This window comes from Ruegeria sp. YTSC004 (assembly GCF_059609805.1).
The window spans coordinates 63,181-83,719 of sequence record NZ_JBXWMJ010000002.1 but is presented as its reverse complement, the minus strand read 5'-3'; the positions used below and the strand labels follow the sequence as shown (position 1 = coordinate 83,719).

The window sequence follows — 20,539 nt, the reverse complement described above, 5'->3', positions numbered from 1 at the left end:
GTTCCTTAGGAGTTTACAGGCTTTGCCGAAGCGCCGCCGTTATTGATGGCCCAGTTGGCGTTGGTCTTGATGCCGCCAAGCGGGAAGAAGTGTACATTGGTGATGTTGAAATCCGGGTTGGCCGCTTTGTGGTTGGCCAGTTCGGTGATCACATCGGTCGGCTCATAAGGCAGCAGCAGCTTCGACACATCCATCGCACGCTTTTGCAGGACCTTCAGCGACGGGCCAACACCGCAGGCGATGGCGAATTTGATTAGGGTCTGCAGCTTGGCCGGACCCGCGATACCAATATGGATCGGAATATCAATACCAGCTTCTTTCAGACTGTCGGCCCATTCGATGATCGGTTTGGCTTCAAACGCAAACTGCGTTGCCAGCGCCATTTCGGCATTCGTGGTTTCGCTGAATTTCTGCTTCCAGCGCAGGGCGTCGTCGACATTCTTCGTCGAGCCGTCGGGGTCGATGTCCTTGTTGCCCTCGGGGTGACCTGCGACGTGCAGGCGCTTGAAACCCGCCTTGTCGAACAAACCGCTTTCCAGCAACTGCATCGAGCTGTCGAAATCGCCGTGCGGGTTGGTAACACCACCGGCCAGCAGCAATGCCTGATCAACGCCCGCCTCGCCCTGATACATGGAAATCCAGTTTTCCAGCGTGGCGGCGTCCTTGATGATCCGCGCAGGGAAGTGCGGCATCACCGGATAACCTTCGTCAGCGATCCGCTTGGCGGTCTTGACCATATCCTCGATCGGAGTGCCTTCGATATGGGCGATGTAAACGCGCGTGCCTTCGGGCAGCAACGCGCGGAAATCTTCGACCTTTTCGACGGTGCGCGGCATCACCTCGATCGAATAGCCTTGCAAAAAGGCTTCGACGGTCGGGTTTACAGGGCCGTTTTCGACCGCATCACGTTTCTTGAAGTTCAGCAAAGCCATTGCGGCCTCCCATAGATGTCTCGGGCTCAAGCCCAACCGTCATTGGAGATCAGGGCTTTGATGCGGTCCTGATCGTATTCCGTTTCCAAACGCGTGGCTTCGGCCTCGGCAATCTCGGACGGGTCGCCGTCGACTGCAAAGGGGGCCGCCTTGCGCCATTCGGCCAGATAGGCATCGCTGTCCTTGGCGTTCACCTTCATGGCCGCGCGGTCGATGGCTTGTTCGAACCGTTCCTCTAATTGCCGCTTAGCGCCACGACGGCCTTTGCCGACGATGACTTGGGCGGGAATATCGCGCCAGTAAACAATGGTGACGTCAGGCATTGCGTTTGATTCCTCCTAACCAGATGGACCGGTTCTAAACGTCTATGTGGGGGCAAGTCGGTCGATTTTCGACACAAGGCGCATTTTCAGCGACGTTTTTGCCCGCGATGGGATACCAGGGTTGTAACGAAGACTGAACCAAACGCGCATATCAAAATTCTCATCACTTTAATGAGCGTCTTGCACGACGCACACGCCCGACCTATGGTCGGGGTAACTCGAAAATCGGAGGGCGTTTAATATGGCGCCCAAGCGTCCCAAAGGTGCGGGCGCGTTCCCGAAGGCGGTCGAAAGCCCCGCGCCGGCAAGACCCGATCCAGATGCGTTATATGCGGCGCTGGATTTGGGGACAAATAGTTGCCGCATGTTGATAGCCCAGCCCAAGGGCAGTGGGTTTCATGTGGTAGACAGTTTTTCCAAATCCGTGCAGTTGGGCGCGGGTTTGGAACGGACCGGACGTTTGTCTCGGTCTTCGATGGCGCGCACCATTCAGGCGCTGCGCATCTGTCAGCAAAAGCTGAAACGCAACAAGGTCAGGCGCATGCGTCTGGTCGCGACCGAGGCGTGCAGGCGTGCCAAAAACTCACGCGAATTTATCCGACAGGTCAAACGCGAAACCGGACTGACGCTTGAGATCATCCAGCCCGAGGAAGAGGCACGCTTGGCCGTGATCTCTTGTGCACCTCTGGTATCCACCAAGACCGAGCAGTTGCTGGTCGTGGATATTGGTGGCGGATCAACCGAACTGGTGTGGATCGACATCTCATCCGTACCGCGCCGGGACCGCCCCGCCGCGATCATGCGGCTGCACCATGGGTTTCACACGACTGACAGCCCCTTCCCTGCGGCAAAAGTCGTCGACTGGATCAGCGTACCCCTGGGTGTTGCAACCCTGCGCGATCAGTTCAACGACGTCGAAGATGACTCCGCTCGCTTTGCCCTGATGAGCTGGTTTTTCGAAGAAAACCTTGCCGATTTCGCACCTTACAAGGACGAGCAAGCCCGCCTCGGGTTCCAGATCGTCGGTACCAGTGGCACGGTTACAACCGTTGCGGCTTCTCACCTTGGACTCAAGCGCTATGACCGGACCAAGGTCGATGGTTTGCGCATGACCAGCGATCAGATTGACAAAGTCATACGAGGGTATCTAGAACTCGGCCCTCAGGGTCGCCGACGTGATCCCCGGATTGGGGATGACCGGCAGGCGCTGATCATGTCCGGCTCGGCCATTTTGCAGGCGCTGTTAAGATGCTGGCCCACCGATCGCCTTTCAGTGGCAGACCGGGGGCTGCGCGAAGGCCTGCTTTATGCGCAGATGAGTGCGGACGGCGTACTGGAAGACGGACCGTTCTGATGGCGAAGACACCAAGTGGCAAAAACAACTCGGGGCGCGGGCAGCGTGACCTGAAGGTCAAGGTAAAGACTGCACGCGGGCGTAAGCTCAGCTCGACCCGTTGGCTCGAGCGGCAGCTGAACGACCCCTATGTGAAACGTGCGCAGGTCGAAGGGTACCGTGGGCGCGCAGCGTTTAAGATATTGGAGCTGGACGAAAAGTACCGGTTCCTCGTGCCGGGTGCACGTGTCGTCGACCTTGGCTGTGCGCCGGGTGGATGGTTGCAAGTCGCGGTCAAACGAGTGAATGCGCTGGGCGAACGTTCCGGCAAACGGATAGGCACAGTTCTGGGTGTCGACCTGCAAGAGGTCGAACCGGTCGCAGGTGCCGAGGCACATGTGCTGGACTTCATGGAAGACGATGCCGACGACAAGGTCAAAGAGTGGCTGGGCGGCAAGGCTGACGTGGTGATGTCGGACATGGCCGCGTCGTCATCTGGGCACAAGCAAACCGACCACATGCGCATCATGGCTCTGTGCGAAACGGCGGCCTATTTCGCCTTTGACGTACTGGAAGAAGGCGGCACGTTTGTTGCCAAGGTTCTGGCCGGTGGCGCCGAAGGCGATCTGCAAAAGCTGCTGAAGCAGAAATTCGACAAGGTTGCGAATGTGAAACCACCCGCGTCGCGTTCGGACAGTTCCGAGAAGTTCGTTGTCGCAACCGGGTTCCGGGGCTAGATCAGTCGTCCAGCGAAATCCGATCCTCTGTCAGCACCTGTTCGCGCAGTGAAGCGGCGGCAATACCTTGTATCAACAACGCTTCGCCGTGATTGATGTATTCCGGTGGTCGGGCCCGCAATTCCTCGATCCGTTGCGACAAAGCCAGTGGCTTTTTCAGCTTGGACGTGTGGACCGGTTTGAGAAACATGTGTCACCTATAAGCTGGGGCAATTCTTGCCTCAGCTTGATCGGTAACTATGAAATTTGCCGGGAAAATGACGGAAACCGGGCCAAGCCGTGCCGTTTCAGCGGCCCAGTTGTTGTTTCAACTGCAAAAGGTTCGGGTCCTCTGGGATGATCCCTAACCCCTGCTCCAGAACATCGCGTGCGGCCTGAGGCCCACGATTGATCTGCGCCAGTTGCACCAGCATTGGCCAGGCTTCGGCGCGTTGCGGGTCCAGCGCAACGACCTCTTGAAACGCCCGCTCGGCAGCTGGAGCATTGCGGAACGTCAGGGCCATACCGCCAAGCACGAGATGCGTTTCAGGAAAATCCAGACGGTTGGAAATCGCCGACTGCCACTCGGACATGCCCTGCCCCGACAATTGCTGTTGTTCCGCAGTCAGGGCCTGCGGCGGAATGTTCAGAAACTCTTTTGCCGCCGAAATGCGGACGTTTCGCAACGGGTCGGACAGCAGCGGCTCAAGCCGTTGGATTTGATCGGGCAAGCTGGCCTGACGCTGCAACGGCGCTGCGTTTGCGCGAACCAGAGCGTCCTCGTCCTCCAAAAGCCCAGCCGTTCTGGCCGCTATATCAACGGACCCAAAAGGTTGAAGCAGATAGGTGGCCGTGGCGCGCACGATACCGGGTTGATCACGGTCGGTCGCAATGTCCAGAAGTTCCTCCGGCCCATCCGCGCGACCCAACGCTTCCGCCTGAAAGGCCGTCCCGAAATGCGGCTTTCGATGCGCGCTGTCGGGGAACCAGCCTTCGATCTGCTGGGCGGCCCATGTCTGATCCTGATCCGAATGGCAATCGGTGCAGGCGTCCTGCCCAAGCCCCAAATCGGGACGAGGAACACGGAAACTGTGATCGCGCCTACCGTCGACACCCATATAGACACGCTCGATCATATGGCAGGACTTGCACTGCGCACCCTCGCTATTCGCTGGGTGATTGTGATGTTCCGGCACATCGTACTCTTTGGCAGCCAGAGTTGGAAACTTGGGATTCGCGGCAGGCGAGTGACACTGCGTACACACCCCGTTTCCATCTGCCCTCAGACTTGCGCTATGCGGCTCGTGACAATCCATGCAACCTACGCCGCGGTCATACATCTTGGATTGCAGGAACGAGCCATAAACATAGACTTCATCCAAAATCTGACCGTCCGGGTGGTACAGCCCGGGACGCAGGACTGCCAGATTATACGCGTCATGATAAGGCGTTCCGGGCAGCGGATTGCCGTCTCCATGCGCCTCACGGCGGGAATGACAGCCGGCACATTGCTGGATCTCAGCCTCGGTCTGCCCTTTACCCCAATCCATCAGGAACCCGGTATCGCCCAGACCCTGCGGCAGACTTTGTCCCCCGACCCAATCGATATGCGCAGAACCCGGGCCATGGCAGCTTTCGCACCCTACCCCGATCTCGGCCTGAACCGAGTCGTATGTTCTGGTTTCAGCGTTGTACTTTTTCTCAAAACCGGTCGCGTGACATTCCGCACACCGCGCATTCCAGTTCTTGTAAGGTCCGGTCCAGTGCAACCCGTCATCAGGGGGTAAATCCTGATCGGGATAGAGGTGAAACCACTGCTTGTTCTCGGTATCCCAAACAACATCGAAACTCTGCAACCGGCCGGGTTCTGTTTCGAACAAGTATTGCTGCAACGGTTCAATGCCGACGACGGAATGTACGCCGTATTCGGTGGTCACCCCGTCCTTTTCCGTGACTTTCGCACTCAACGCGCCTTCGGTGTCGTTGAATTCAACCGACATCCCGTCATGGTCGAATTGCGTTCCGTCAAAATCGGCAACTACAGCCCCGTCTTCAACCTCTGTCCAGGACAGTGCGTGGTGGGATTTGGACCATGCCGCCGCCTCGTCCTTGTGGCATTCGGCACATTGATCCGACCCGACATAGGCCGGAGACTGGCCAAAGGCGGCCACAGGCACAAACAGCCCGACGCACAACGTCAGAAATTTCACTGAGAACCCCGATCCTGATTGTCTTCCAGATCCATCAAAGCGCCGTTGTATTCGGCACCAAGGATCAGAATTGCCGCGCACAGGTACAAAAAGATCAGCGCCGCCATGACGCCCGCCAAACCCGCATACGTGGCGCTGTAGCTGGCGAATTGCGCGATATAGATCGAGAACCCCCACCCGCCGGCCGCCCACAAGGCCAACGTCAGAACAACACCCGGCAGTATTTGCATCAGCCTGTGCCGCCGCGTTGGCAGGATCAGATGCGCCAACAGGACAGTGCCCGCCGGAACCGCGACCGTGAAGGTCCAGCGCAACCTGTCCACCGACAACCAGTCCGAGACATTCACATCAGTCTTCTCGCTCACCAATTGGGTGTATGCAGGCAAAACGACTTCGACCGCTGCAATGCCTAGAATGGCAACACCACCAACAATCACCAGCCCCAGGCACAGCAACCGGGTTTTCCAGAACGGCCAAACGTCGCTGTCGTGATAAGCCTGGTTCATCGCCGCCCGCACCGCCATCACGCCGTTCGAGGCGAAGAAGATCGCCAAAAGACCACCCAGCGTTATAACACCCGAGCCGGATTCCTGCAGAACGGCCCGCAATTCAGCCACGATCGGCCCCGCGACGTCTTTGGGCCACGCCCCAAACACAAGCTCGATCAGTTCGTCGGTGACATAACCCTGAGACAACGACCCCGCCAAAGCCACAGTGAACAACACAAATGGAAACAAGGCCATCATCAGAGACATGGCGACGTGGCTGCTCATCACGAACCCGTTTTTGTTGTTGAACCGCCCTACGGCCAGCCACAGGGCTTGAAACGGTTTACCAACGAAAGGAATCACACGTGCATTCATGCGCTCAGCCTAACCCGCCTCGGCTTTGCTCTGAAATGGCAAATCCCTTCAGAACGTAAATTATCTGGCCCAAATGTTTGGGCACATTGCAGAATCTCGACCAGCGGTGCAGGATCATCTTCCAGAGCGACCACCAATCGTTGTAACGTGCCACGCGGCATCACAGGCGGGCTAAGCGATGACTTTGGAACCTGATCAGAACACGGGCGGCCCGCGGCTAAGGCTGTCGGTTGTCCGCGATACGACAATTGTTGCCACGCTGATTGTGCTGGGACTTTACGCCGGCTCGGCTTTTTTGATCCCGCTGACCATGGCTTTGTTGATCAACGTTTTGATTATCGCTCTGAGCGACCGGGTAATCTCAATGGCGCGGGTGCCCGTCTGGCTGGCCAACATCGCCGCAGTCACAGTTGTTTTGGCTGGTTTGTTCGTGATCATGTACATCCTCGGCAGCCAGGCGACGCAGTTCGCCCGATCCATCAGCACGTATGAAACCCAATTCGACGGCGCCGTGAACCGGGTCACGGGGCTGGTTGGCAATGACGTCACCACGTTTATCCGTGACAATCTGGTCAGTATCGATATGTCCTATGTCGCGCGTGTGTTGCTCAGCAGTGCAACATCGTTGCTGAACCAGTTTTTCCTGATCAGCCTGTACGTGGCCTTCCTGATGGCCGAGCGTCTGGCGTTTCGCAAAAAGATACAACTGGCCGCGGGCAACCCCGAAACCGGGGCCGAATTCACCACAATTCTGGATGCGATCACATTCAGCCTGCAGCGCTATGTCGGGGTAAAAACCTTCATCAGCCTGGTCACCGCGGGCATCAGTTACTCGGTCTTCAAGGCCCTTGGACTTGAATACGCCGAAACATGGGCCGTGCTGACATTTGCGCTGAACTTCATCCCGTCCATCGGGTCGATCATCGCCGTGATCTTTCCGGCCATGATTGCCCTGGTTCAATATGAAACGATCGGGCCTTTCCTGATCATCGTGCTTGGCTGCGGCACAATCCAGTTTCTGATTGGCAATTTTGTGGACCCCGCCTTGCTGGGCCGGTCGCTGAACATGTCGACGTTTCTGGTCATCCTCGCGCTGACGTTCTGGACTACGGTCTGGGGGCTGATCGGTGCGTTCCTGAGTGTTCCTTTGACTGTCTGCATTCTGATCATCTTCAGCCATATCCCTGCGCTTAGACCGGTGGCAATTCTGATGTCTCTTGATGGCCGCCTTGGTGATGACAACGTGCCTGCGCGGACCCAGTAACCTGTGCATACCCCGATTTTCATAGGGTCCGAAATCTATCGCCATTCGACCTATGGTTCAAAACACCCGCTGGCTATCCCGCGCGTCTCCACCGTCATGGACCTGTGCCGCGCGCTGGGCTGGATCAATTCGAAAAATTACAGGGTCAGCCCACGCGCAAAACCCGACGCGCTGCACCGCTTTCACACGCCGGACTACATAGAGGCGCTGCAGGCCGCGGAAAGAGCTCAATGCGTCTCGGATGACGTACGCACGACCTATGCGCTGGGCACTCTGTCCAACCCGGTTTTCCCCGAGATGTACCGACGACCGGCTACAGCGGCCGGAGGATCGATGCTGGGCGCTGAACTGATCCGCGACGGCGGCATCGTGTTCAATCCTGCCGGCGGAACACACCACGGCTTGCCCGACCGTGCCAATGGCTTTTGCTATCTGAACGACCCGGTGCTGGCGATCCTGACACTGTTGCGAATGGGCCTGGACCGGATTGTCTACGTCGATATCGACGCCCATCACTGCGACGGGGTCGAGGCCGCCTTTCAGGGTTCAGACACGGTTCGGATGATCTCCATTCATGAAGCCCGCCGTTGGCCGTTCACCGGCAGGCTTGATGATGACGCGGATGGCGCGGCGTTCAACCTTCCGGTGTCCAGAAACCTCAACGATGATGAATTTGACGCCATTCTCGACCAGCTTATCCTACCTGCCACCGCGGCCTTCAAACCGCAGGCCCTTGTCATTCAATGTGGTGCCGATGCGGTTGCCGAGGATCCGTTGTCTCGACTGGCGCTGTCAAACAACTCTCACTGGAAGGCCGTTGTCGCGCTGAAGGGCATTGCGCCCCGGGTTCTGGTTCTGGGCGGCGGCGGGTATAACCCATGGTCGGTTGGCCGCTTGTGGACCGGTGTTTGGGCCACATTGAATGACTTTGATATCCCCAATGCGCTGGGCGTGGACGCACAGGCCATCCTTAAAGCCCTGAACTGGAGCCGGGCAGCCGGTCGAAACCCTCCGATCCATTGGCTTCAAACCCTGCGTGACACACCAAACAACGGTCCTATCCGGCCAGAACTAAATGAGGACTTGCACCGGCTGACGGCGCGGATTTCACAGTAGATCGGCGACACAAAGGCTGCTAACATTCCGCTGTTACAGGACATTTTCTAATTACCGCACAAAGTAAAAATTCAGTTTCAATAACTGACGCCGATTGGACCCGCCAAATGAATGCACTTAATCAGATAAATGATCTTAAAGCCCGCATGGGACAATCGATCATCGGGCAGACTGACGTGATCGACCGATTGCTGATCGGGATGTTGGCCAACGGAAACTTGCTGATTGAGGGGCTTCCCGGTCTGGCCAAGACCCGCGCGGTCAAGGCAATGGCACGTAACCTAGACGCACGTTTCAGCCGGATTCAGTTCACTCCGGATCTGCTGCCATCCGACGTTACGGGGACCGAGGTGTTTCAGCAGACCGATGACGGTGGCACATTCCGTTTCGAGCCAGGCCCCATCTTCGCCAATATCGTTCTCGCGGACGAAATCAACCGCGCGCCCGCCAAGGTTCAGGCTGCGTTGCTTGAAGCGATGGAGGAACGGCAGGTAACCGTCTCGGGAACCACGCATAAAATGGAACCGCTGTTTATTGTGATGGCGACCCAGAACCCGATTGAACAGGAAGGCACCTATCCCTTGCCCGAAGCGCAGATGGACCGGTTCCTGATGCACGTTCAGATCACTTACCCTCCGGTCGAGGATGAGGTTGAGGTGATCCGCTTGGTTCGCGGGGAAGAGATTTCTGCGGGCAAGGGCGCATCCAAAGATACACCACCAGCAATCCCTCGGGACGCTGTTTTTGCTGCACGGGCCGAAATCGGCCAGATCCACGTATCCGACGCAATGGACCGCTACATGGCCGATCTGGTGCAGGCCACGCGAACGCCCGGCGCGCTCAGTGACGAGCTGGCCAGCTGGATCGACATAGGAGCAAGCCCACGCGCCTCGCTGGCATTGGACAAATGCGGTCGCGCGCATGCCTGGATGAACCAACGCGACTATGTCGACCCCGCCGATATTCGCGCCATCGCACATGATGTATTCCGCCACCGCATCACCCTGAGCTTCGAGGCACAAGGAAGCGCCAAATCGGCGGATGATGTGATTTCGGAAATCCTGCAGCTTGTTGCGCTGCCCTGAAACCAAAGGAACGCCGCGTGTCCCAGACCGCCGCATATCCCGACGACCCACGCATATACGTTGATGCGGACCACCTGTTAAAGCTGGGTCCAAAGTCCCGCGCGATCAGCCTGTTGCCTCGCCAACCTGCCCGTTCGATCCTAAACGGCCGGCATGCCTCACGCTTGCGGGGGCGCGGCCTGAACTTTGAAGAACTGCGAAACTACTTGCCCGGGGATGACATCCGTACCATCGACTGGAAAGTGACCGCGCGCACCGGAGAGCCCCATGTTAGGGTCTATACCGAGGAACGCGACCGCCCCGCCCTTTTGCTTGTGGACCAGCGCGTTTCGATGTTTTTCGGCACGCAAGTCAACATGAAATCGGTCATCGCAGCCGAAGCCGCAGCGATCGCTGCACACCGGGTGCTGGGGCAAGGCGACCGGGTCGGTGGGATCGTCTTTGGCGATACTGATGTGGCCGAGCACCGACCCCAACGCCGACCCGCTGCACTGACGCGGTTCCTGTCATCGGTGGGCGCACTGAATTCAAACCTACGTGCAACGCTGCGGGATGAACCAACCGTGGCGTTGAATGATGTACTGAAACAGGTCGCGCGGATCGCGCATACCAATACTTTGGTGTGTGTCTTTTCCGATTTCGATGGGCTGAACGAGGTGTCAGAGAAACTACTTAGCAGACTTTCTGCCTCGAATGACCTAATATTGTTCAATATTTCTGACCCCAGTTCGCGTGAACTTGCCCCGAACCTTCAGCTTACGGTGTCCGATGGCGACCGTCAGATTGAACTCGACAGCTCGGACCCCGACTTGTCGAACCGAATAAGAACAGCGCTGGAAGATCGACTTGCTCAACTGCAGACGTGGTCGCGCCGCTATGGGTTTCCGGTCGTGCCTCTGACCACGGCGGAGCCGACGCTCGACCAGTTGCTCAAGCTATTTGGTCATCCCGGAGGCCGAAGATGAGCGTCGATGTCGAAGGCAAATCACTGGTTGACCTGCTGGACATGCTGGAACCTGCCCCGGTGCCCGAGCCTATTTCCATGGTGCCCCAAACCTGGGGGTGGAGTGTTTTGGCCTTAATCCTTGCTGGGCTTATCATCCTTAGCGTTTATGCCTTTCTTCGCCACCGACAGTTTAATGCATACCGACGTGAAGCGTTGATCGAATTGGCCGCGTCAGACAATGACGCCGCAAAGATAGCCGAGATACTCCGCCGCACGGCTCTGGCTGCATATCCACGTCGGAAAGTCGCTGCATTGCATGGAGAAGAATGGACAAACTTCCTAAACCAAACCTCTGATAATGTTACCTTTACTGATGGCGCTGGCCGCCAACTTTTGGAAGCACCATACAGAGATGTAAAAGCCGATCCTGATCTGGAAATCCTCGCGCGAAATTGGATCAAGTCCCATAAGCGGGAAAGGACAGCGTGATGTTCTCCTTTGCCGCGCCTTGGGTTTTTCTCCTGCTCCCGTTGCCATTTTTAGTGTATCGGCTTGCCCCACCGTATCGCGAAAAAAGCAGCTCGATCCGCATCCCATTCTTTCGCCATGTCGTACAGGCCGCTGGAGTTGAACCCAAGTCAGGATCCGTCATTCCCCGCCGAGCACGGTTTCAGTCCGCCACAATCGCATTAATCTGGCTTCTCTTGGTAGCAGCCATGGCCCGCCCCGAAAAACTTGGTGAACCATTGGTTATCGAAAAGTCGGCGCGCGACGTGGTGCTTGCCTTGGACATTTCAGGATCAATGGACCAGCGGGACTTCACAACAACGGACGGCGCTCCAAAGCAACGACTGGCCGCGGTTAAGGATGTGCTGCGTCAATTTATTGCCGAACGCCAAGGCGACCGGATGGCTTTGATCATCTTTGGTACTCGGGCCTTTGTTCAAGCCCCTTTCACCGAAGATCTGAACAGTTTGAATGGGTTCCTGGATCAAACTCAAGTTGGCATGGCCGGTCCCAATACCGCGTTGGGGGATGCAATTGGTCTGGGCATACGCACCTTTGACTCCAGCGAGGTCGACCAGCGCCTGATGATCGTTTTAAGCGACGGGGCGGATACGTCCAGCCGCATGACGCCGGTAAATGCCGCAGCAATCGCGGCCGAGAAAGGCGTCGTCATCTACACGATCGGCGTTGGTGATCCAGACGCCTCGGGCGAGGACCGGGTGGATCTGGATGCCTTGAAGGACATTGCAGACCGTACGGGCGGCGAATACTTTTTTGCAGACGACGAAGAGGCATTGGCTGACACATACGCACGCATTGACGAACTCAATCCCCGCGTCGTGGAAACACAAAGCTATAGACCACGTGAAAGCCTTGCACATTACCCGCTTGCGTTGGCATTGCTGACAATGCTCGTCACTATGACCGGTCAACTTGTAATCCAGCGGCGCCGAGGTGCAGCATGAGCGACGCGTTGGCGGATTTCCATTTCTTGCGAGCCTCTTGGCTGCTGTTCCTCATCCCTATTGCGATACTCTGGTGGGTGATGCGGCCCAAACCCAATTCGCACTCCCAATCCATAACCGGCATCGCGCCGCACCTTGCCGCCGCCCTGACCCTGGGGGCAGAAAACAAGAAGCGTGTGTACCCGCTAGACGTCGCGATGATCGCAGCAATCTTTGTCACCTTAGCCGCGGCCGGACCGACATGGTCACGGGCCCCGAACCCTTTGGTCGCGGACACGGCACCGCTGGTAATAGCACTGAAGGTCACGGACAGTATGAAGGACCCGGACCTGCCACCATCCCGGCTGGATCGGGCCAAGTTCAAAGTGACTGATCTTATCAATGCACGTGTCGGAGCACAGACGGCGTTGATTGCCTACGCCGGAACCCCACACAGCGTTGCTCCCCTGACCGAAGACGCCAACATCCTGCGCCCGCTTTTGGAGGGCCTCGCGCCAGCAGTCATGCCAAAACAAGGGGATGCAGCCGCAGACGCACTGACCCTTGCCGAAACGATCCTGAACGACAGTGATACACCCGGCGCAGTCCTGTTTGTTCTGGACGATCTGGACCCGTCTCAACTCTCTGCTTTTGAGAACACAACCGTGCCCGTGTTTTTTCAGACAATGCTGCCGAACGGTCAAAACATCGCTCAGTTAAGTGATCTGAGGACCGCGACGGTTGTTCCATTCTCTAACGATGAACGTGATATCAATCGCTTAGAGCGTCAAATTCAATCCGCTTACACTGCGGCGCTGGACGACGATGATCGATTGGACTGGCAGGAGAGAGGGTGGATGTTGGCCTGGCCCGCCGCGTTTTTGTCGTTGCTTTGGTTCCGGCGCGGTTGGGTGATCCGTTTGTTGTTGCTGGCAGTGATTTTTGCGGCTCCATCAGGACCCGCAAAAGCCGATGGTTGGCGAGATTGGTTCCTGACCCCGGATCAACAGGGACAGATTGCGATGAACCAGAAACGCTACGTTCAGGCGGCAGAGCTGTTTGGAGACCCATACCACAGGGGGTATGCACAGCTGAAAGCAGGTCAGTACCCCGAAGCCGCGGCAGTCTTTGCCGAACTGGACACACCCGAGGCTGCCTTTTCCGAGGGAATGGCGCGCATTCGAAACCGCGAGTACAGGCCGGCCATAGCAGCGTTTGAAACAGCTTTGGAGCGTCGACCAGACTGGTCCGAAGCGCAGCACAACCTGGAAGTTTCCAAAGCTATCCTCGACTTCGTTGAAACAACCCGGGAGCAGTCGGACACAGGCGAAGAAGCGGGCATCGGGGCCGATGACACAGTCTTTGACAATGAAGCCGGGCGCGGCGAGGACACGACCATTCAGGCCCCGACCGAAGGTGCGCAGGCTATGTCTGCCGATCAGTGGATCAGCACGATCGACACAGATATGCAGGACTTTCTGCGAAATCGCTTCCTGTTGGAAAATCAGGAGCAGCAGCAATGAGATACCTCATATTCCTCATGCTGTTTTTCCCGCTACAACTGGGCGCGCAGACAGGTGTTCAACCGCAGGTCACAGCCGAGGCACCGACCGATCCGGTTACTGTCGGGCAACCGGCCATCGTACGGATAAAAGTACTTGTCCCCACTTTCATGCCGTCCCCGCCGGTTTTTCCGTCGCTCGAACAAGAAAACATGCTTGTTCGCCTGCCTGAGCGTGCTTCCGGCCCAATCAGCGAAACTGTGGATGGCGAGACCTGGTCCGGTGTTCAACGCAGCTACCGTCTGTATCCGCTTCAGGCTGGGCCGATTGAATTCGGCAAGCAAGAGGTTGTGGTGACCTTTGCCGATCCCGAAACGAATGCTCCAACGACGGTCAGTGTTCCCTTGCCCGAAATGGCCTTGAACGCCGTTGTACCAGAGGGCGCTCGCGATCTGGACCCGCTGATCCTGGCCACGGGGTTCACGGTCGACCAGCAGATCGACGGATCAACCGAAATGGAAAACGGGGGTGCCATCACTCGACGCCTGACTGCCAAAATTGCCGGCACGACGCCCCTTCTGGTGCCTGAATTGATCCCCGACATGCAGGACCCGCTTCTGAGCGCCTATCCGAAAGAGCCACGTATTACCGAAAGTGAAGACCGGGGTGTTCTGTCTGGCCAGCGCGTTGATGAGATCGTCTATCTTGCGCAACAAGGTGGCCAGACCCAACTGCAGCCTATCACGATCCGGTGGTACAATCTGGACACCAATCAGGTTGAGAACATTGATATCGGTGCAGTTGAACTAACGCTTGCGCCACCGGAGTGGCAACCGCCGGATGCAGATACGATTTTCAGGCTGCTCGCCTTGGCGGCCACGTTGACGCTGGTTATTTGGGGCTTGGTACGGTTCCTTGGTCCGCGTGTCAAAAAATGGAAAAAAGCGCGGCGGGACAGATATCAGAAATCTTCGGACTTTGCGCTAGATGCATTGAGGAAAGCCTTGCAAGCGCATGATATCTCAATGTCTTATTCCGCCTTGGAGTTGTGGAAACTGCGCAGCGATACCCCCGAAAAAGCAATTGGCCTGGAAGAGCAACTGGCTAGGATTGGGGCCGCAAGATACTCATCCCGCACCGGCTCAATACCTGAGGCTTGGGCTGCGGCATTGTCCGAACTCAAGGTTATGAAACGAGCGGAACACCGCGCTCGGAACCCGCTACCGCCGCTTAACCCGTAGGGTCAGCACTGGCAGGCGGCGATCAACTTGCGCCTATCCTTAAGCCGTACGCGGCCATACCCAAGTTCGATCAATCCCAGCTCTACCAAGTTGTGCAATTTACGGTGTAGCGTAGGCAACGACACTGCCACCATTTCGGCCAGTTCATCCTGTGACACGACGATCCACCCATCGGATTTTGAGGCCCCTTCATCCAAGTGCAAAAGGCGCAGAACCAACCGTTTTTCCGCCCCGGTCACTGCCAAATTTGCCATGATGCGCAGCGCAGTTTGCATGTTCTCATGCGATAAAGCATAGAAATCACGAACATATTCGGGGTTGTCACGAACAAGTCGGTCCAGCCGCCGAGACGGAAAAAACAATGCCCGCGTTTTCTGTGTCGCAACAACACTTACCAGTCGGTTGGATTCGGCGAACAACGCAAGATCACCGATCCAGAACCCGCCACCCTGTCTGTGGACAACGAAGTCCTGTCCATCATCCGCAGGTGCAGTGATTTGAACGGAACCCTCTAGAACCGCAAAGACCCCGTTGGCGGGATCTCCGTAGTTATACAGCGCCTCACCCTCATCGAAAGATTTTGCGACCCCGCATGCAAGTAAATCCGATTGAAACCTTGCGCCTCGCGCCCCGAACCACCCTGAGGCAAGCAGCATCTGTCGGTCACGTGGGTTTTCAAACATTAGTATTCATCAATCTCATCATATGATAGGTTTCCGAGCATTGTCATAGCCTAAGGTAAGGCTATTCGATTCTCGACGTAATGTGAATTTTTCCTACCGGGAATCAATACGTTGTTGGCGGAAAAGATAATCGCCGCCATCAATTACTTTTAGATCAACGGATCATTAAGATCCGGCCAATTCAGGAGTAGACCATGTCACCACCCCTATTGATTGCAGATAGTTGGCGCGGCACATTGCGCAAATTCGCCGTAGCTACCGTCGCGGTTGCGCTGGCCCTGCCCGCCTGGGCACAGGATCAAAAGCCCAATATTCTTGTGATCTGGGGCGACGACATCGGACAATCCAATATCTCGGCCTATACGATGGGCCTGATGGGATACCAGACGCCGAACATCGACCGTGTCGCGAAAGAAGGCATGATCTTTACCGACTATTATGGTGAACAATCCTGCACCGCCGGTCGTTCATCTTACATTATGGGCCAGTCTGTTTTCCGTACGGGCCTGTCGAAAGTTGGCCTGCCGGGTGCTGATCTGGGAATGCAGGTCGAAGACCCGACCATTCCGGGATTGCTGAAGGACCACGGCTATGTGACCGGTCAGTTTGGTAAGAACCACCTTGGCGACAAAGATGAGCATTTACCGACAAACCACGGTTTTGATGAGTTTTTCGGAAATCTCTACCACCTGAACGCCGAAGAAGAACCAGAGAATGAAGACTATCCGGGCGATGCGGTTCTGGCCGATGGTCGCACCTTCCGTGAAGCCTATGGCCCGCGGGGCGTGATCAAATCCAAAGCGGACGGAACCATCGAAGACACCGGCCCGCTGACCAAGAAGCGCATGGAGACCGTTGACGATGAAACCGTCGCAGCCGCGATTGACTTCATCAAGCGGGCACACGAGCAAGGTCAGCCTTTCTATGTCTGGTGGAACGGCACGCGTATGCACTTCCGTACCCACGTCAAAGATGAAATGCGCCAACAGGCCAACGAGATCTTTGGTGGCGTTGCTGACGAATACACCGCTGGCATGATCGAACATGACATGCATGTCGGGCAATTGCTGGACCTGCTGGACGAGCTTGGCATCGCGGACAACACCATCGTGCACTATTCGACCGACAATGGTCCGCACATGAACACATGGCCGGATGCTGCTGCGACGCCGTTCTGGGGTGAAAAGAACACCAACTGGGAAGGCGGTTGGCGCGTTCCGTCAATGGTTCGCTGGCCTGGTCAGATCGAAGCGGGCTCGATCACCAATGAGATCGTGCACCACATGGACTGGCTGCCGACATACCTGGCGGTTGCTGGCGACCCGGACATCAAGGAAAAGCTGAAAACTGGCTATAGCTCGTCCGGCATGGGCCGTGACTACAAGGTGCATCTGGATGGATATAACATCCTGCCCATGCTGACCGGCGAAACAACCGAAAGCCCACGCGCCGAGATTTTCTATTTCTCGGATGATGGTGACCTGACGGCTCTGCGCTATGACGACTGGAAGCTGATCTTCCTTGAGCAGAAAGCATGGGCGACCCTGCGTGCATGGATCGAGCCCTGGACCGAGCTGCGTATTCCTCTGATCGTGAACCTGCGTCGTGACCCTTATGAGCGCGCCTATCGCACCTCCAACACATATTATGACTGGTTGTTGGATCGGGCATATTTCCTGGTTCCGGCACAGGAATACGTGGGCAACTTCCTGGCAACCTTCCAGGAATTCCCGCCGCGCCAGAAAGCGGCAAGCTTCAACCTGGATCAGGTCATGGACAAGCTGACGACACCGACAAACAACTAAGTCGTATCTAAAATCCAATCGGGCCGCCCCTTAAAAGGCGGCCCTTTTCATCTTGAAATTGAACGAGAAATTCATGCGACATTTTGTTCTAAGCGCCCTGCTGTCCTGTGTCCCTCTGTCCCTGCTTGCGGACCCTCTGCCCAGTTGGACCGAGACCGAAAGCAAAGACAGGATCATCGAGTTTGTCGCCGCCGTGACCGACCCACAGCGCCCGGAATACGTGACGCCGGCTGAAAGGATCGCCGTTTTCGACAATGACGGCACGCTTTGGGCCGAACAGCCTGTGTATTTTCAACTAATCTTTGCGATGGACCGGCTAGCTCAGATGGCTGAGGATGACCCCTCGATCCTGACTACGCCCGTTTTGCAGGCCGCAGCGACAGGCGATCTGAAGACGGTCGCGGAAGGTGGTCATGATGCTTTGATCGAGGTGTTGAATGCCTCGCACTCAGGTGTCTCAGTGAATGATTTCCAAGCTTCCGTAGCCGACTGGCTGGAAACCGCCCGCCACCCGGAAACCGACCTGCCCTTTGACCAGATGACCTATCAGCCGATGGTCGAGTTGCTGCGGTATCTGCGAGACAAAGGGTTCAAGACCTACATCGTCTCCGGCGGTGGAGTACACTTTATGCGCGTCTTCGCCGAAGACGCTTATGGCATTCCGCCCGAACAGATTCTGGGTACATACATGGACACCACTTATGACAGCGCGGAAGGCGAACCGGTTATCACCAAAGCCGATGGCATCGCTTTTGTGGACGACAAAGAAGGCAAACCGATCAACATCGAGAGGACGATCGGCAGACGCCCGATTCTGGCCGGGGGAAATTCGGATGGCGATTTTGCCATGTTGGAATGGACCACGGCAGGCGATGGGCCACGGTTGGGTGTTTTGATTCACCATACCGATGCAGAACGAGAGTGGGCCTATGACCGGGAAAGCTCAATCGGCAAACTGGTCGATGGATTGGACAAAGGGCCAGACATGGGTTGGGTGATTGTAGATATGGCGCAAGACTGGTCGCGCATCTACACTGGGGCGAACTGAACCACCACGGAGCCCGATAACCCTATGTGGACACTGCTTGTTTCCGCCTTCGTCTTTGCGCTTTATACAACAGCAGTTTTCTTTTCTGTCCGCGCGGCCCAAACCGCGCGGACACCTCAGGGCGCGGTCGGTTGGGTGGTCTTCCTGATCTCGGCCCCGATGTTTGGCGTGCCGCTTTACCTGTTTTTGGGACATCATAGATTTCGGGGTTACCGTATCGCGCGCAAGGAAAGTCAGCGCGTGGTTCAGGGGATCAAGACTTTCGCCGACTACTCAAAACCCGATGCCGACAAATTGCTTATCAACCCCAAACCGTTCGAGGCGCTGGCGCATATGCCCGTGTCGCGCGGCAACGGGGCAGAGCTGTTGGTCGATGGCCAGGCCACCTTCGATGCGATTTTTGAGGCGATTGATGCGGCCAAGACTTACGTCCTGATCCAGTTCTATATCGTTCGGGCCGATGCGCTGGGTCAGAAGCTGAAAGACAAGTTGATCAAAGCAGCCAAACGCGGAGTCAGCGTCCGGTTCATGATGGATGCCGTAGGCAGTTACGCCCTTTCCAATGACTACATCGAAGAGATGCGCGAGGCCGGTATCGCGGTTTCGGATCCAAAAGAACAACGCGGACCAAAATTCCGTTTCCAATTGAACTACCGCAACCACCGCAAAACCGTGGTTATCGACGGCGAAACGGGATTTATCGGCGGTCACAACATCGGGGTCGAGTATCTGGGCGAAGACCCGCATTTCGGACATTGGCGCGACACCCATGTCAGGTTGACCGGCCACATAGTCCGGCAATTGCAGTTGATCTTCATCGAAGACTGGCATTGGGCGCATGAAGAAGATCTGATCGACCAGTTGGATTGGGCCGGGTCCGAGGCGGATCAGGATATCAACGCATTGCTGGTCGCAACAGGCCCGGGCGATGAAACCGAAACCGGGTCGATGATGTTCTTCGCCGCCATCACTGAGGCACGGAACCGGATCTGGATCGCATCGCCGTATTTCGTACCCGACATCGATATCATGACCGCCCTGAAACACGCAGCTTTGCGTGGTGTCGATGTTCGTATTCTTGTGCCCGACGCCATTGATCACCGCCTGCCGTGGCTGGCGGCTTTTGCCTATTTTGATGAAGTTCGCGCCTGTGGTGCACAAGTCCTGCGTTACACGCACGGGTTCATGCATCAAAAAGTCTTCGTTGTGGATGACTCACTGGCCGCAGTGGGCACGACCAATCTGGACAATCGATCATTTCGGTTAAATTTCGAGGCAATGGCCCTGTTCTTTGATCCCCAGACAACCGCCGCAGTCGATGCGATGCTGCAAGACGATTTTGCCAAAAGCTATGAGCTGACGCGCTATCTGGAACAGCAACCCGTGCATATACGTCTCGGCGCTCCGCTGGCGCGACTATTCTCGCCCATCCTTTAGGCCATGAACCTTTCCTGGAACACCCGGGTCATAAGGGCGACCATATAGGCCGTGGACAACCCAAAGGCCAACAGGCCTGTAACTGCAGCAAATGTACCGAAAATCCGCAGGTCTTCGCCCAAGACGATGTCGCCGTAGCCAAGCGTTGTGAACGACACCAGCGAGAAATACAGCGCCGTGTTCCAGTCGGGCAGTACATCGCCGAACACCCAGACGATGGCCCAAATCCAGACCTGAATGGTGTGGGTCGCGACGATAAAGGCCAGCGCGGTTGCAATTGGTCCGGCCGTTGCCAAAATTGCACCTCTGGCTTCCCAACGCTCGATCAGCCTGTTGATGGCTAGCGTGCACATTGTCAGAAGAAAGATTTCGACCAGAAAGCAAAGCCCGAGAAACGTGCTGCCCCAAAGGATCTGCTGTGACAAGGTCATGTTTTCGCATCCTGAATTGTACCGACGACGGATCGCCTCACAATGACCTGCACTTTCGGCTGAGACAACCCGATCACCCATGTTCATAGTGCGGCGAAAGGAACCTATGACGTGTCAGCGCTGGACAGTTGGCGAAACTGTTGCAAATCCTTG

General features: G+C 56.6%; 20 protein-coding genes. 13 read left to right on the top strand and 7 right to left on the bottom strand.

Features of this window, described 5'->3' with window-relative positions:
* Window positions 1-5: 5 nt before the first annotated feature.
* Complete coding sequence (locus AC2FFP_RS04090) at window positions 6-932, bottom strand: methylenetetrahydrofolate reductase (RefSeq protein ID WP_496764802.1); 927 nt, start codon at window positions 930-932, stop codon at window positions 6-8.
* Window positions 933-958: 26 nt separating this feature from the next.
* On the bottom strand, window positions 959-1,255 hold the full coding sequence (locus tag AC2FFP_RS04085) for a virulence factor (RefSeq protein WP_496764798.1): 297 nt from the start codon (window positions 1,253-1,255) through the stop codon (window positions 959-961).
* Between the two features lie 241 nt (window positions 1,256-1,496).
* On the opposite strand from AC2FFP_RS04085, the gene AC2FFP_RS04080 reads away from it, so the two are divergent.
* Both AC2FFP_RS04080 and AC2FFP_RS04075 read left to right on the top strand, forming a co-directional pair.
* Window positions 1,497-2,609: a Ppx/GppA phosphatase family protein gene (locus tag AC2FFP_RS04080; RefSeq protein ID WP_108858582.1), complete on the top strand. Its 1,113-nt coding sequence runs from the start codon at window positions 1,497-1,499 to the stop codon at window positions 2,607-2,609.
* Complete coding sequence (locus tag AC2FFP_RS04075) at window positions 2,609-3,325, top strand: RlmE family RNA methyltransferase (RefSeq protein WP_058271698.1); 717 nt, start codon at window positions 2,609-2,611, stop codon at window positions 3,323-3,325. Before AC2FFP_RS04080 ends, AC2FFP_RS04075 begins: the two co-directional genes overlap by 1 nt.
* A 1-nt stretch (window position 3,326) precedes the next feature.
* Here AC2FFP_RS04075 and AC2FFP_RS04070 read toward each other — a convergent pair whose 3' ends face one another.
* The 3 genes from AC2FFP_RS04070 to AC2FFP_RS04060 form a co-directional block, all read right to left on the bottom strand.
* Entirely contained in the window at window positions 3,327-3,515 is a 189-nt protein-coding gene (locus tag AC2FFP_RS04070; RefSeq protein WP_058277992.1) for a hypothetical protein, read from the bottom strand.
* 97 nt (window positions 3,516-3,612) lie between these two features.
* On the bottom strand, window positions 3,613-5,514 hold the full coding sequence (locus AC2FFP_RS04065) for a multiheme c-type cytochrome (RefSeq protein WP_496880747.1): 1,902 nt from the start codon (window positions 5,512-5,514) through the stop codon (window positions 3,613-3,615).
* Window positions 5,511-6,377, bottom strand: coding sequence for a YihY/virulence factor BrkB family protein (locus tag AC2FFP_RS04060; RefSeq protein ID WP_496764791.1), 867 nt, complete (start codon window positions 6,375-6,377; stop codon window positions 5,511-5,513). The genes AC2FFP_RS04065 and AC2FFP_RS04060 overlap by 4 nt, the downstream gene beginning before the upstream one ends.
* 178 nt (window positions 6,378-6,555) lie before the next feature.
* Here AC2FFP_RS04060 and AC2FFP_RS04055 point away from each other — a divergent pair, with 178 nt between their 5' ends.
* The 8 genes from AC2FFP_RS04055 (at window position 6,556) to AC2FFP_RS04020 (ending at window position 14,982) form a co-directional block, all read left to right on the top strand.
* Entirely contained in the window at window positions 6,556-7,641 is a 1,086-nt protein-coding gene (locus AC2FFP_RS04055) for an AI-2E family transporter (protein ID WP_496727108.1), read from the top strand.
* A gap of 3 nt (window positions 7,642-7,644) precedes the next feature.
* Entirely contained in the window at window positions 7,645-8,757 is a 1,113-nt protein-coding gene (locus tag AC2FFP_RS04050; RefSeq protein ID WP_496880746.1) for an acetoin utilization protein AcuC, read from the top strand.
* A 107-nt stretch (window positions 8,758-8,864) separates the two neighbouring features.
* Window positions 8,865-9,842, top strand: a complete 978-nt coding sequence (locus AC2FFP_RS04045) for an AAA family ATPase (RefSeq protein ID WP_496727110.1) — start codon at window positions 8,865-8,867, stop codon at window positions 9,840-9,842.
* 17 nt (window positions 9,843-9,859) lie between these two features.
* Window positions 9,860-10,807 carry a DUF58 domain-containing protein gene (locus tag AC2FFP_RS04040; protein ID WP_496880745.1) on the top strand — a complete coding sequence of 316 codons (948 nt, stop codon included), beginning with the start codon at window positions 9,860-9,862 and terminating at the stop codon, window positions 10,805-10,807.
* The gene (locus AC2FFP_RS04035; protein ID WP_496764781.1) at window positions 10,804-11,277 is read left to right on the top strand and encodes a DUF4381 domain-containing protein; all 474 of its coding nucleotides are present in this window, start codon (window positions 10,804-10,806) and stop codon (window positions 11,275-11,277) included. Before AC2FFP_RS04040 ends, AC2FFP_RS04035 begins: the two co-directional genes overlap by 4 nt.
* A 227-nt stretch (window positions 11,278-11,504) precedes the next feature.
* Window positions 11,505-12,260, top strand: coding sequence for a VWA domain-containing protein (locus tag AC2FFP_RS04030; protein ID WP_496843796.1), 756 nt, complete (start codon window positions 11,505-11,507; stop codon window positions 12,258-12,260).
* Window positions 12,257-13,762, top strand: a complete 1,506-nt coding sequence (locus tag AC2FFP_RS04025) for a VWA domain-containing protein (protein WP_496880744.1) — start codon at window positions 12,257-12,259, stop codon at window positions 13,760-13,762. Before AC2FFP_RS04030 ends, AC2FFP_RS04025 begins: the two co-directional genes overlap by 4 nt.
* A complete protein-coding gene (locus AC2FFP_RS04020) occupies window positions 13,759-14,982 on the top strand; it encodes a hypothetical protein (protein WP_496880743.1) in 1,224 nt (407 codons plus the stop codon). The genes AC2FFP_RS04025 and AC2FFP_RS04020 overlap by 4 nt, the downstream gene beginning before the upstream one ends.
* Before the next feature lie 2 nt (window positions 14,983-14,984).
* Here AC2FFP_RS04020 and AC2FFP_RS04015 read toward each other — a convergent pair whose 3' ends face one another.
* The gene (locus AC2FFP_RS04015; protein ID WP_496880742.1) at window positions 14,985-15,638 is read right to left on the bottom strand and encodes a Crp/Fnr family transcriptional regulator; all 654 of its coding nucleotides are present in this window, start codon (window positions 15,636-15,638) and stop codon (window positions 14,985-14,987) included.
* Window positions 15,639-15,859: 221 nt separating this feature from the next.
* Here AC2FFP_RS04015 and AC2FFP_RS04010 point away from each other — a divergent pair, with 221 nt between their 5' ends.
* From AC2FFP_RS04010 to cls, 3 genes are all read left to right on the top strand, one after another.
* Window positions 15,860-17,470: an arylsulfatase gene (locus AC2FFP_RS04010; protein ID WP_496780021.1), complete on the top strand. Its 1,611-nt coding sequence runs from the start codon at window positions 15,860-15,862 to the stop codon at window positions 17,468-17,470.
* Between the two features lie 73 nt (window positions 17,471-17,543).
* Complete coding sequence (locus AC2FFP_RS04005; RefSeq protein WP_496764765.1) at window positions 17,544-18,518, top strand: HAD family hydrolase; 975 nt, start codon at window positions 17,544-17,546, stop codon at window positions 18,516-18,518.
* Window positions 18,519-18,542: 24 nt separating this feature from the next.
* Window positions 18,543-19,955 (top strand): cardiolipin synthase, encoded by a 1,413-nt coding sequence (gene cls, locus AC2FFP_RS04000; protein ID WP_496880741.1) that lies wholly within the window; start codon window positions 18,543-18,545, stop codon window positions 19,953-19,955.
* On the opposite strand, the gene AC2FFP_RS03995 is transcribed toward cls, so the two are convergent.
* Window positions 19,952-20,386, bottom strand: a complete 435-nt coding sequence (locus AC2FFP_RS03995; RefSeq protein WP_109311846.1) for an ion channel — start codon at window positions 20,384-20,386, stop codon at window positions 19,952-19,954. The two genes, cls and AC2FFP_RS03995, sit on opposite strands and share 4 nt — an antisense overlap.
* Window positions 20,387-20,539 lie beyond the last annotated feature (153 nt).